We start from the raw sequence: 13728 nt of genomic DNA on the forward strand, positions 1-13728 counted from the left end.
ATCTCCCTAGTGAATGAATGTAGTAGCAGGCTAGCGAAGCGCTTCTTATTGAATAAAGCTTCTGGTCCGAAGGTGAGAATTCTGTAAATGATTAAGCAGAGCCTCTTCCGCCATCGCTGCATCTCTTGTCACTAAACCTCGTACGACCAACATGTGCTCATCCCATTCGTCTTGCAATAATTGCTGTTCCATCCCCTTTTGAAAAAGAGACGAGTATCTTTGAATGCGATCAATATACATGTTTATCAAGCCTTTTAGCGATTGGTTGTCACAATAATCGAGAATTAATCCATGCAAACTCTGATTCATTTCTGCAATGACATTCATTTTTTCATTATCATTAACGGGTTGGCCTGTCGACCATTTTCTCATTTCCTGATCCAGATGAACTAATCTAGCTTCGGGAATTTGGGAAACTGCTTTGCGAATCGCTAATGATTCCAGCTCTTTGCGAATTTCGAACATTTCGTCCAATTCTTGCAGTGAAATTTGCGCGACATACATGCCTTTAAAAGGTACTGTATACACCAGTTCTTCTGCCATCAATCGCGTGAGTGCTTCACGAATAGGGATGTTACTGACTTCAAGATCTCGGGCTAGTTGATCGATGTTAATTTTTTCACCAGAGGGTATATCATGGTTAATGATTTGTTCCTTTAGCAACGCATAGATTTCGTCGGTTATCACAGAACGATTTAAACCCTTTTTCAAATCCATCACCTTCTCTTCGTTATATCATGTATCATACACGATTTATGATTTGGAATAAAGAGTTATCTTTTACGTTTGATAACCAACATTTCATATGTGTGTATGTTAGAAAACAACTTTGCTTAGAGACGAGCAAGAAGCCAGCCACGGGCCTTATCTACCCGATAGAAGCGGTCGAAAATGCTTTCCGAATCGTATCTTTCTTTATCATGATGTCTGAGTGCATGCTAAGCGTCATTTTAAAAGGAGTTCCTCCGAGCTGTGCGGAATTACCCTCCTAGAGCAGACCGACATTGATCGGCATACAAAATGGGGGATGAAAATGAGTATTTCGACCATGTTCAACAGACAATATTCAAATCAAGAATCACAAGTTTCGCTTCGTGACCAAGACGTCATCCGAAGGAACTTTATTGTGTTCCTTGCCATTACCGCAACCGCTTTACTCATATATATGAGTGTGCTTGCCTTAGGCGCGGGAGAGATGGATTTTAGTCTTAAGTTTACGCTCATATTCGAAACACTCATTTGGTTGACGTTTGCCTATTTGCACTTTACCAGGAAGTTTATTCATTATTTATGTTATTTCGCGGTCATTACCAGTGGCATTTCGACTACAGTACAATTGGTTGGAAAAACGGATGTCACCAACATCTTTTCCGTCTATTACATGATGATCATGGCGCTTATTTTCATGAAAATGCTGCCTTGGCTCATCTCTGCTGTATGGGGACTTGCGCTGGTACTTTACCAATTCGTCGTCCACAAAGATGCACTCCAAATAGATCCACAGACAGCACCTACTTATCTCATTTATTTTGTCTTAATTAGCGTTCTGATGTTCGCAGCTTTGAAGGTTACCGGCTATATGAACAAAAGTATGGAAGAAGCCCGGACACAAGCGGAGCAGTTCCTTGCCCTCCAACAGGAGCAACGCGAAATCGCGGCCAAGCAAGTTACGTTGGTCACTGAGCATCTGCAATCCATCTCACAATCAGCGGAAGAAGACAGCTCTTCCTTTGATGAAATGAACAATGCCTTCCAGGATATTGCAACAGGCGCAGGAGACCAAGTCGATTCCACACTATCCATTAATGAGTCCGTGAATCATATGAATAAGCTGATTAAAGAAATGTCTGACTCGATCTATAACTTGCTCGGAAAAACATCAGAAGCGGCTACGCTCTCTGACCAAGGTCTTGGCCGCATGGAGCAGCTTTCGGATACTTTCTTAGCTTTTACCAAAGATATTGAGGCGGTTTCGCAGGACACAACTTCTCTGATCGAGCGTTTAGATGAAACAAGCCAATTCAGCGACACAATTCAGGATATTGCTAATCAAACGAACCTACTCTCTCTCAATGCCAGCATTGAGGCGGCAAGAGCCGGCGAACATGGCAAAGGTTTTGCAGTCGTCGCGAATGAAATTCGTAAGCTGGCCGATATGACGGCTAAATCTGCGATTCGCATATCCGAGCAACTGAAGGAATTCACAACGCTGTCTAGCCAAACCCGTTCCCGAATGGATCAAGTCTCTCTGCGCATGCAGCAGAGCACGGAGATTACGGGCCAAACGAAGCAAGCATTTGAATCCATTACCGATTCCGTCACGATGCTTAAGGTGCTTTCCACGAATTATGGCGAGCTTATGGATCGGATTAGCAACTCCTCCGTGACGATTAGTGATTCCACGAACAACTTGGCTGCAATCTCGGAGGAAGCATCTGCGACACTCGAGGAGTTGTCTGCAACCTTGCAATCTCTGCTCGTTAACAATCGTATGAACTTGTCTCGTATTAAGGAAGCGGAACAAAACTTGCGAGTGGTTACTCAATAATGCCATAGATCAAAAAGCTATCTTCCGGGTTGGGGAGATAGCTTTTTGGCTCATTTAACAAGGATCTTTTTCATGCAGCAGCCTGCACTCTGAGTTAAAAATGCTACTGCATTTCCGGTCCAAGGCCCCTTTAACCCAATACGCTTGGATCCTGGCATAGCAAAATGGGAAAAATGTTTCATTACATACTATTCTGGATTTCGATCAAACAGATGGGATTGGGGATCAACTGTGAGCATCGAATTCTGCTCCCACCCTCAAGTACTTCTGCCTTTTGGCACCAATATCATATTCCAACACTTTAACGCCATCGATTTTAGGTTTTGTTGTTTCCCAACTTTATTGTAAAATAAATTGTCGTTAATTTTGAGAGAAGGACGGGATATCGTGTTGAATGCTGCCTATTGGTTAACGAATGTGAGATTAGAGCAGGGCTATGCCAAAGAAGAGGGACAAGTCGTTGGTACGTCTACGAAGATTTATCATATTAGGATTGACGGTGACGCTATAGCTGAAGTGATCGGATCGGAATTGGAGCCTCAAGGGCATCTTCCCAAGTACGATTGTAAGGAATCCCTGCTGCTGCCCTCTTTCGAGGAGGCGCATATCCATTTAGATAAAACATATTATGACGGGCCGTGGAAAGCGGTCAACAAAGTCTCCAGCATTTTCGAGCGGATTGAAGAAGAAGAACTACTTTTGCCCAAACTGCTTCCTATGGCAAGACAACAAGCCGAGAGCATTCTGGCGCTTATTCAAGGGTTTGGTGCCACACATGTCCGCAGCCATTGTAACATCGAACCCATCAGTGGATTACACCGTTTGGAAGCGACCAAGCTAGCTTTAGAGACGTTCTCTGGTAAAATATCCTCTGAAATCGTTGCTTTCCCACAGCATGGACTGCTTCGATCAGATTCTGTTGGGCTCGTAAAGCAATCTTTAGCAGAAGGAGCGACCCTTGTTGGCGGGGTAGATCCCTATACAGTAGATGGCGATATTGAAAAATCATTGCACACCATGGTAGAGTTAGCAGTTATGAACAATGCCGGCATCGATCTGCACTTGCATGATGGCAATGAAGCCGGGAAGCAAACTTTGCTACGGCTGGCTAATTTGACAGAAGAAGCCGGCTTACAAGGCAAAGTGACGGTTAGCCATGCATTTTGGTTTGCTAGTGCTTCTAAGCAGGAATCCGAAGAAGTAGCTGCAAGGATGTCATCTTTGGGCATGTCTATTGCCTCGACAGTGCCCATCGGGAAATCAACAATGCCTCTCCCTATGCTGCACAGCAAGGGTGTTCATGTGAAATTAGCAACAGACAGCTTGACGGATCACTGGTCTCCTTTTGGAAGTGGCGATCAGTTGGAGAGAGCCGGACGGTTCGCAGAACTTTATGGGTATAACGATGAGTTATCTCTATCTCAATCCCTTGGCTTCATTACCGGCGGGATCACACCGCTCGACCACAAAGGTGAACAAGTATGGCCTAAAGTTGGTGACACCGCAAGCTTTGTTCTCCTGCCTGCCAGCTGCTCGGCAGAAGCCGTAGCGCGAAGAACGAAGCGTCAAGCCGTTTGGTACAAGGGATCGCTCGTAAGCGGAACTCTGTGAATTTATCTGAACGATGACAACTCAAATCGCAAAAAAATTGATATATTAATATAACTAATCATTTTAATATTAAGAAAATCTCCCAGAGTAGTTCCCTAAATTGGGGCTACCACATCCCCATCATTCAAAAAAAAACACGATAACCCCTATTTGGGGTTATCGTGTTTTTTTGAGACTATCCGCAAATTAACTCAGTAACTTGTTAATAACTTCACGCCAATCTCCTGCACCAATTGAAAGATCTAAATACCATTCAAATGATGCATCTGCCGGTACTACTTGTGCAGATCCATTGCTTACGGCCCGATCAAGTGAATCATAATAGCCAATACTAGGCTCCAATGCACAAGTAACGCGATCATTGAACATCCCTTCATCCACCCATACCCCTAGATAAGGAACCTTCTCTTTGGGAACCGATATGATCAGGAAGTTTTCACTTTCCTGACTGTATAAACCAGACCAACTTACGGGCACTTGCCCCTCGTAATAAAACTTTCTTCCGTCCCCGGTAACCGCGGGGGAAATCTGAGAGACATCATCCCAAGCATACGCTTCCCCATTCTTCAGCTTATGACCTTCAAACACGCAAAGCATTTTTGTCATCGATTCGGGGAGAAGAATACGAGTTGGCTCTGTAACAGTGAACTGCGGGTGAGGCACCCACAAGAACGGCATAGGCTGATCACTCGTATTATCAACTCTGTAATTCATCCTTACTTTAGTTGCCGAATGAAAAGAGAGGCTTCTTGTAAACCGATACGGGTGCAATGGACTTTCTACCGAACACACAACCTCATTCTCTTCGACTCTATACGTCCAAGGAATCGACCAAATTTCGCCATGGTCGGGCAGATGAATGTTCTTCTCCAATTGACAAGCATTAATCGTCGGAAAACATTCATCCCAACCACTCATATCCCACTCGCCAAAGGAGGAGCCGTATACAGGCTGACTTAAGGGTCTCGCGCCTGAATCCATCAGCCACTCTTTACCACTAGGCTTGTAAAGGATTGAAACCAACTTCCCACCGAGACTTGGTACAATCTCCAATCGGATTTGCTCATTTTCAATGGTGATGGATAAGAATCCTTTATAGGTTCCCGTTGTTATGCTAGTCTTAGTCTCTTTCATCAATGACTCATACCTCGATGAATACGTGCCCCTGCATGATTAGCCTCTAGATTCAGGGCTTTATCGAACTGCTCTCTAGCCATTGCCAGGTTACCCAGTCCGAGGTGCCCCAGTCCCATCATATATAGACAGTGAACTTCATTGCGTACATTCAAATTATCCTCGAAAACCAAGAAGTCAGGTAAGGAAACCGCGAAGTAGTCAAATTTCACTTCGTCGAACACGTGTTTCTCAGCGTAATCTATTAGCTTATTGAAACGACGCTTCGCTTCCTTTTCGTTCCCTCGTGCAAGCCAAGCCATTCCTTGATAGAAGATCATATCGGGCGGTTGATCGTTGTAATACATGGCACTAGCTGGCTCCTCTAGTCCCTGTGAAGCGATTTCGAAACATTCCTGTGCTTGCTGCGTTTGGTTCAAACCCTCATGAGCGAGTCCAAGATAATAGTACACATTATTTTCTTGCGCACCAGACAGTTTACCTTCACCCAGATTCTCAGGATAAATAAGCGCTTCATGTAAAAATGATACTGCTGCTTCATAGCGATTATCGGCTAATGCAGCCTTCGCAAGCTCAACATGGGCACATACATGCTGACCCGTTACTTTGCCCTCGCCACCTTCCCAAGGATGGAAGTTGCGTGCTTGAATAGCTTGAACGGCTTTATCATGAAAACCTTGCGCATTCAGGAGAGTAACATACTCCACGTAAAGGTCGTCGCGTTTGTTCACTAAATCTTGGTGTTCCTCTAGCTTCGCGCAACGAATCGCAGCGCTGTAACTAAGCTTCTTATACAATTGATCCAGTTCATAGAAGACGCGTGCATCATCTTGATTGCAAGCAAAAGCTCTCTCCATGGCGATAAGAGCCGCTGCCGAATCCCCTCGTTTGTTATAATACGCGAGAGACAGGTTGCGATGTACCGTCGCGAAATCTTCGCCAATTGAGCGTGACGCTTCCCAGTGTAGGATGGCATCCTCGTGCCTTTTTTTATCGTAACACCAATTGCCTAGATAATAATGTGCTTTATCATCGTCATCAGTATCCGCCGAAATAACGCTTGTCAGCACTTGCAGATCGAATAAATTATTCGGGAAACAGTAATCCGAAGTTGCGTTATTCCCCTCATTCCTGTGAATACTAGCCAGTTCCGAATGCCCTGCTTTCTCATAAAGAAAGCTTAATGTGTAATGGACCATCGGGTTCACTTTGGAGGAATCGTGACCTTGGACAATTCGCCCAAGCAATTCGATGGCTTCCTCGAACAAACCGCAATTCGCATAATCCGATGCCAGGTTCAAATAATTATGCGCATCCCCGCGCATGAGGCGAGTCAGTTCCGATAATGCTTCAATAGCAAGATCCTGCTCTCCTTGGCTTGCAAGCGTAAGGTAGCGTTCGTTGGCCGCTCCAAAATCAGCGATATCAAGAGCAAGTGTCTCCTGTGAGAAGACAACCGCTTCCTGCAATTGTCCCAACTTCCGAAGAAGTGCAGCTTTCAGGTGACGAGCTTTGTAATTGCGTGAATTGCGGACCTGTGAGCGCTCAACCAATTCCAACGCTTCACTATACGAACCCTTCTCACAAGCAATTTGTGCCAAGGTGAAGAACCCCGCATCTTGCCAATTCGCCGACCATGTCGATTTGTAGAGAGCAGCGAATGCTTCTTCCTTACGTCCCTGCTCTTTAAGTGCTACGCCTAATTGATAGAGCGCTTCACTATCATATGGATTTGGATTGCGCCAAGTAAGCGACTTGATCGCCGTCCGGAAGTGTTCCTCCGCCTGGGAGAACAGCCCACGACGCAGTAAGAGTGTACCGTAAGCGACATTAATACGGCTATCGCTTGGGTCGCGCTTTAGGCCTTCTACATAGTAATCCTCTGGCTCGAAGGTAGCGTGACGATATTGTTCTAAATGCAGGCCAGCAAAATATAACTGCTCATTCGTTTTCAACTCCGCAGGCTCCAGCAGTGGTTTAGCGGCATCCGGCACTTGCTCAATGGAAGGCTTCGCAGGCTGGTAAGCAATGAGCAGTATCCCCGTTGCATCCCTGACAGTCAGTTTCAAGTCATGTGCTTGGTCGTTTTCATCCAATGTAAGGACTGACTTCAATGTTTCAGTTGGAGAGAGCTTCACAATCTCCTTCAAATACGTTCGGTTGCGACCTTTCAACTCAACAACAGCGCCATCAAATACGGAAGTTGCGTAGGCCAATACGACCACTTCACGCGTCTTCTCGTCAACTTCTAAGTTGACGGCAGCATCGATCGAAGCATTTTTAACGACGCAAATATTTTTGTAAGGCATGAAATATTGCTTGAACGATTTTTCCTCATAAGGTTGCAGCCACGTGAAGTCCGGTTGGTTGTCTGTGTAAACACCAGTCATGAGTTCAATGTAAGGTCCGTCTTCATCCGTCAAGTTGCGATCCCACGCTTGCCCGAATTCGCCATTTCCCCATGTCCATTGTTTCTTTCCAGGTGAAACATGATGATTGGCTACGTGCAACAAACCTGCTCCAACTCCATGATCATAACCGCCAACGAAATTGTAATCGGATTTGTAGGCCATATACGAAGTAGGAACGGGAATGTTCTTATAGCGAGATATATCTACGCCAGCCGAATAATCCATTTTGTAGTACGTTCCAGTTGCAATAGGGAACCTGGAGACGTCACGTTTACCATGGTCAAAGACAGCCGTTACATCTGGCGGAAATACAGATTGCGTATTGTCATTAACCGCGACCGCGGGGTTCGCCCACCACAAGAACGTTTGTGGTTCGGATGTGCGATTATATAACTGCGCAGAAATTTCTAGGTAGGCTTTGCCCGGATACAAAGTGAAACCTGCCGTCACTTTCGTGCCGTACATGCGGTCGATCTCACTCACCCATACGGTAGCGCTTCCGTCTTCTTGCTCGGTAAGTTTATATTCAACTGGACCGTACGTATTCGGACGGTGATGCTGCGGCCAATTGAATTCGATGCCACCGGAAATCCAAGGCCCTGCAAGGCCAACCAAGGCTGGTTTAATGACACGATTATAATAAACGAAGTCATAGTCGTTCGTTTTGTCCAACGCACGGTAAATGCGTCCGCCAAGCTCAGGCATAATCTCGATGCGAACATACTCGTTTTCCAAGATCACCATACGATACGACTGGGGCTTCTTCTCGTCTTCAATTTTATCAATAACGGGATGCGGATATACCTTACCAGAGCTTCCTTGATAAACACGTTTCTCCAGGAACATCGGATTGCGATCAGGCTCACCAATGCCATACGTCGGGATCGACGTCTCTTCTTCCCATATGCGAACTTTCTGACTCAACATCATCACTCCCTTATTCGATTGTCTCTACTTTACCTCGGATGCTGGCAACAGCCAATTGACAAAATGCTTAATGTAATGGATTATATTCTTATTATTAAAAGGGAGGCCATACAAATGGATATGACTAGAAAGCCAGAAGGGTTCGAAGAAGAGAAATTGTTCATCCTTCCAGAATATATGCAGACGGAACTCTCCCGCTCCGAGCTGACGCGAGATTTATTCGTTAGTGATATTGGCTTCTTCCCGCATGCCCGTCATCATTATCGGGAACGTCCTGAGGGCAGCAGCTCCCATATTGTCATCTTTTGCTCAGAAGGAGAAGGCTGGATTGAAGTAGGGCAACAAGCTGCATTCACCTTGACTCCAAATCACCTAGCCGTCATACCTGCCCACACACCACATCGATATGGTGCCTCTACCCATGCACCATGGAGTATTTACTGGTTTCATCTCCAAGGCAACCATACAGCGGCTTTTATACAGATGTACGGGATGGATACGGGTCCCCTACATTTACCCATCGGCGCAATGACCGAATATAAGGATGTTTTTGATACATGTTACTACCTGCTTTCTGATAAAACCTACTCATTACCTATCCACACACACGTTTCCCAGTCTATCCGGCAACTCATTAGCAGCATCGGTATTAGCGTGGGAGGTACAGCTAGAGACAGAAAAAGAGAGCAATATCTAGAAGTGGCCATCCAATACATGAATGATCACTTAGAAGATGCCATTAGGCTCCCTGAATTGGCCAAACACACAGGTTTATCCAGACAACATTTAATTTTATTATTCAACGAGGTAACAGGGATTCCACCAATTGAATACTTTTTGCGAATGAAAATTCAAAAAGCGGCTCAAATGCTCAGTTTAACGTCTCTTTCCATCAAAGAGGTTGCCGCAACCATCGGTATTTCGGATCCCTACTATTTCTCGAGATTATTTAAGAAGATAACCGGTTCTGCTCCTAGCACTTTTCGAAACGTTCCAAAAGGGTAATAATTGGATGAAATGATTTTGTCCTGGCATCCCCCGAATTAACAAAATGAACCCATCCAACTCAACTAAGAGTTCGATGGGTTCATTAATGTTTTCGTTCCTAACACTCTGCCCCTGTCATTTCATTCGTAAACATCCGTTTATATTCCTTCGGTGTAAGCTTGCTTGCGGAAATAGGTGCATAGTGAACTTGTAGAGCACGCCGTCTCTTTGCAGAGAAATTCGGTGGTGTTCCGTGATGAAGCAGCCCGTGAAAGATCAAGACCCCTCCTGGTTGTAGCGGAACAGCAACATCATGATCGACTTGCACAGATCTGTCGCAGAGCTGCCAGTCACGGACAGCATAGTGTGGTGCACCGCCCTCACGATGTGAATATGGGATTACATGCATACAGCCATTATCTAATTCAGCAGGATCAAGCGCAGTCCATAAGCCAATAACAGCTTTGTCATAGGCAAGCGGACCATAAGCCATGTCTTGATGCCAAGGCTTCTCGGCGCCGCCTGTTGGCGGCTTGAGAATTGCTTGATCTTGAGCAACCTTGGCTTCTTCGCCGAAGAGCTTGCCCAATGCTTCCATGATTGATGGGTGATAAGCGATGTCGCGTAGACGCGGTTCATGATCGATATAATCACTGAGCTTACGAGCGGCTAGCTCAATCTCTTCTAACGTTGTCAACTCATTACGTGGCTTGACGAATTGAATCTTAGTGCCGGTAGATGCACCTGAGAGAATATCCATGACCGCTTCCAGCGACGTGTTTACTTCTTCTATGGATAAGGCTTGCTCCACTACAAGATAGCCGCGTGCCCAAAATTGCTTCACATGCTCTTCTGTCAAATCACTCAACGTCGAGATACGATTGTCTTCGACTTGATCATAACGATACAAAGTATTAGCGATAGTATGAGCCAGCTGACGCTCTTCCTCATTTTCATAAGCATATAGCGTCTTCTGTTCTTTCGTTGACATGTGTGCAGCCCCCCTCTTCAAGCTTGGATAAAATGTCATTGTATCTAGCTTTATTCTAGCGTAGGAGGGATTCGAATGAACATGGCTCAAGCCAGTAATTCTTTGTACTTAAACCGCTTTTTTATAATTTCTTCTCTCCATGTAATCTAGGTTGAACACCGTCAAACTTAAAGTTTGAGGGCGGGAGACCATAGTGCTGCTTAAACTGCTTGCTAAACAAAAATATCGAGGAATAGCCAAGGGCATCGGACACTTGAGACACATTCATGGAGGTTTGTGAAAGTAAATATTTGGCGCGCTGCAATCGAATACGCGTGATATATTCTTTCACTGAGATCCCCGTGCACTGCTTGAATATTTTAGACAAATACTCAGGTGTTAATCCTACTAACTGCGCAAGCTCCTCGTAGGGCCTGCTCCGCCCATTGTCCTCTTGAATACGACGCATAACCTGTGTTATAACCTGACGTTGTTTTTTGGAAACCGAGGTAGAAATTAGCTCTTGAGACTGCTTTCGACTACGGTACAATTTCATGAAAAGTTGCTTCATTAAACAGTCAAACTCCTGAGCTGTCCATTCATCCCTCTTGAACTTCGTTTCAAGTACCTGATTTAACTGTTGCTCAAGCTCATAAACTTCCTCTAGATAAATAACTCGCTCAGGTAGCAGTTCCTCTGTGTATGGAGCTAGATCTTTCTCTAATCTAAAATGAATAAAAACAACCGTCAGTCTATTCTCGGGGTCTTGATCAGCTTCGGGTTGGTCGCCGGGATGTACTAGGAAACAGGCACCTTTCTGAATTGGGTATGAAATCCCATTAATACGCATTGTACCTTTGCCTGCTAAGGCACACCACAGGTCATAATCTTGAAGAGGGGCAGTACGCCAATTCCAGCCAATCTCGCATAATGCTTTCCCACTATTATTACCGTCTATGACACTAAATTTCACTTAGGTCGCCTCCTTACGTTAAGCGCTCTTGTGCTAGAGTGGTTGAATTAGAAGCAATAAACCATGTTGTAATGCAATATATCTCTTACTAAACTACTAACCTTAAATTGCTAATCTGTCAAGAAACGAAAAAAGAATGGTCTGCCTTTTATCAGCAGCCATTCTTATAAGCTCATTCCCTATATGTTTCACGAAGCCGATCAGCCATCCACCGACACGTCTCCCATAAATCACTCACAGGCTCATTCGTAAAGGGGGCTCCAGGATGCGGGACTTGAGGACCTTGCGCATAGCCGACTCGCGCTTCTTGATACGTCGATCCTTCCATTCCCCACAACGATTTGATTAATCGAATCTCCATGGCTGCATTCCCCTTATTTAGAATGGCCCCTTGGCTTTTTCCCGCTCCATCTTTCATCTACCTTCTCATTCGCCGACTGATACCTCGCATCTACACTAATCCGGTACTGATTCGTCGTATTTTCAAGGGAACAATGCATCAAGAACATGCCAAAGATGAGCACATCGCCTGCCTGAAATTCCGTTGTTGCCCATTTACCGCCAAACTTCTCCGTAATGAACAGCGGATCATCCGTATAGTGATTAACCCCATCACGATCAGAATCCTTGGAGCCATAGGACGCTTTCAATGACTCGAAACGGTGTGAGCCGAGGCAGATAGCTAGCCCCCCCATGTCATAAGGTACATCGCCAAGCGGGGACCAGACCGTATACACATTATGAGTTCCTCTACCCATGTAAACGATATCATAATGCGCCCCGGTGAAATCACCTTTCCCTACAGCTCTCAGCCATTTGTAATGGTAAGTTAATGATTGATCACCAAGAAATTCATCAAAGAAGCGCATGATATGATCGCCATTCAATACATTCAAGAGTGCAGGCAAATCTTCATTCGTCCCACCCATGAAAATGGTTTTGCTGCCATCAGCCATCACACCCTCCTCAAGCTGAGTGTCGCGATTGAGCTTGCCCATCTGCGCCATTTTTTCCAAAATGCTTGTACGAGCTTCTAACACCTTGTCCCGATTATGAAATCCGCGAATGAGTAAGTACCCGTCCTCTTCCATTCGCTCACGTAATGCTCCAATATCATGAAAAATATCATTTGAGCTTCTAAGTTCCTCTAAATGCTGCCCATGCATCTCTAATTCGCGGTTACCGACTTTCACCATCATCTTCATCCACACTCCTCCGTGTTTTCTTGCTTACTTATAGTCTAAGTATAGGCCGCACAGCTGATTTCAACCATGGATTAGCGTTATCATTTCATGTATAATCGTACAATAACAACGCCTAAAGCGAGGGATCCTACCATGACCTTTATCAACATTCCTTATAAATTAGAAAAGAGAGATGTCCCTCTCCCCGTCTTTCACTCGATCTGGATGGTGCATGCTGACAATAGCTATGAAGTAACGAAAAGGGAAGGCTTTGATTTGCCAGGACTATTCCTTACTTTTGATGGGAAGGGCAGTATTACACTGGCTAATCAGACGTATGAGCTGGATAAAAACACCTTTTTCTTCGTGGAAGACTTCATCCCTGCCATGTACAAATGTCTGAATAATGATTGGAAGTTTTACTTTTTAGATTTCAGCCAATTAGACATGACCCGCTATCTACAGATTCCAATAAGAGAAGTTATCTCTACCGGTAAAATGGCAGAAGCCATGCAACTGTGCGAACGAATGATTGACGGTTTAATCGCTCAGCCCCTTGGCTACGAATATGCGTCAAATATCTCGCTGCAAGAATTGTTACTCTTGTTTTCTAGAGAACACGCCTTGGTTGCCATTTCTCACCACACCGAGCTTAACCAAATTCTCATCTACATCCATCGAAATTTGGACAAACAAATTCGGATAGAAGATCTGCTCCAGCTATGTGGCTGGTCGCGTACGACCTTCTTCACCCGATTCCGTGCAGTGACAGGCTTGTCTCCCACTGACTATCTACTAAAACTAAAGCTAGCAGCTGCGAGAGTTGCTCTCGAAACTACTAGCTTATCGTTGAAAGAAATTGCAGCTAAGCTGCATTTTTATGATGAATTCCATTTTTCCAAGCTGTTTAAGAAAGCATTCGATCAATCCCCTAGCACATTCCGCAAGCTGAAATTAATGGGTACTGAAAAGTCCGAGTAAGA

Annotated in this window: 11 protein-coding genes and 1 pseudogene; 4 read left to right on the plus strand and 8 right to left on the minus strand. The window is 44.9% G+C overall.

The genetic code is table 11. The features are described 5' to 3' along the window. Positions 1-45 precede the first annotated feature (45 nt). Complete coding sequence (locus HQN88_RS30990) at positions 46-711, minus strand: GntR family transcriptional regulator (protein WP_173119570.1); 666 nt, start codon at positions 709-711, stop codon at positions 46-48. 322 nt (positions 712-1033) lie between these two features. On the opposite strand from HQN88_RS30990, the gene HQN88_RS30995 reads away from it, so the two are divergent. Continuing rightward, a complete protein-coding gene (locus tag HQN88_RS30995) occupies positions 1034-2548 on the plus strand; it encodes a methyl-accepting chemotaxis protein (RefSeq protein ID WP_173119572.1) in 1515 nt (504 codons plus the stop codon). Positions 2549-2646: 98 nt separating this feature from the next. On the opposite strand, the pseudogene HQN88_RS37925 reads toward HQN88_RS30995, so the two are convergent. Further along, positions 2647-2844, minus strand: a pseudogene (locus HQN88_RS37925) (glycoside hydrolase family 30 protein); the annotation flags it as partial. A gap of 94 nt (positions 2845-2938) precedes the next feature. On the opposite strand from HQN88_RS37925, the gene HQN88_RS31000 reads away from it, so the two are divergent. Next, positions 2939-4159, plus strand: coding sequence for an amidohydrolase (locus HQN88_RS31000; protein ID WP_173119634.1), 1221 nt, complete (start codon positions 2939-2941; stop codon positions 4157-4159). A 186-nt stretch (positions 4160-4345) separates the two neighbouring features. Here HQN88_RS31000 and HQN88_RS31005 read toward each other — a convergent pair whose 3' ends face one another. Both HQN88_RS31005 and HQN88_RS31010 read right to left on the minus strand, forming a co-directional pair. Further along, a complete protein-coding gene (locus HQN88_RS31005; RefSeq protein WP_173119574.1) occupies positions 4346-5293 on the minus strand; it encodes an aldose epimerase family protein in 948 nt (315 codons plus the stop codon). After that, positions 5293-8631 (minus strand): DUF5107 domain-containing protein, encoded by a 3339-nt coding sequence (locus HQN88_RS31010; RefSeq protein ID WP_420794172.1) that lies wholly within the window; start codon positions 8629-8631, stop codon positions 5293-5295. Before HQN88_RS31010 ends, HQN88_RS31005 begins: the two co-directional genes overlap by 1 nt. 114 nt (positions 8632-8745) lie before the next feature. Here HQN88_RS31010 and HQN88_RS31015 point away from each other — a divergent pair, with 114 nt between their 5' ends. After that, entirely contained in the window at positions 8746-9636 is an 891-nt protein-coding gene (locus HQN88_RS31015; protein ID WP_173119578.1) for an AraC family transcriptional regulator, read from the plus strand. A 100-nt stretch (positions 9637-9736) separates the two neighbouring features. On the opposite strand, the gene HQN88_RS31020 is transcribed toward HQN88_RS31015, so the two are convergent. The 4 genes from HQN88_RS31020 to HQN88_RS31035 all read right to left on the minus strand — a co-directional run bounded on the left by HQN88_RS31020 (position 9737) and on the right by HQN88_RS31035 (position 12766). After that, entirely contained in the window at positions 9737-10609 is an 873-nt protein-coding gene (locus HQN88_RS31020) for a phytanoyl-CoA dioxygenase family protein (RefSeq protein WP_173119580.1), read from the minus strand. 121 nt (positions 10610-10730) lie between these two features. Next, positions 10731-11561 carry an AraC family transcriptional regulator gene (locus tag HQN88_RS38505; protein ID WP_173119582.1) on the minus strand — a complete coding sequence of 277 codons (831 nt, stop codon included), beginning with the start codon at positions 11559-11561 and terminating at the stop codon, positions 10731-10733. A gap of 172 nt (positions 11562-11733) precedes the next feature. After that, complete coding sequence (locus tag HQN88_RS31030) at positions 11734-11922, minus strand: hypothetical protein (RefSeq protein WP_173119487.1); 189 nt, start codon at positions 11920-11922, stop codon at positions 11734-11736. Positions 11923-11935: 13 nt separating this feature from the next. Then, positions 11936-12766 (minus strand): phytanoyl-CoA dioxygenase family protein, encoded by an 831-nt coding sequence (locus tag HQN88_RS31035; protein WP_246320550.1) that lies wholly within the window; start codon positions 12764-12766, stop codon positions 11936-11938. 132 nt (positions 12767-12898) lie between these two features. Here HQN88_RS31035 and HQN88_RS31040 point away from each other — a divergent pair, with 132 nt between their 5' ends. Beyond that, the gene (locus tag HQN88_RS31040) at positions 12899-13726 is read left to right on the plus strand and encodes an AraC family transcriptional regulator (RefSeq protein WP_173119584.1); all 828 of its coding nucleotides are present in this window, start codon (positions 12899-12901) and stop codon (positions 13724-13726) included. Positions 13727-13728 lie beyond the last annotated feature (2 nt).

The organism is Paenibacillus qinlingensis (assembly GCF_013204845.1).
GTDB classification, from domain to species: Bacteria; Bacillota; Bacilli; order Paenibacillales; family NBRC-103111; genus Paenibacillus_E; species Paenibacillus_E qinlingensis.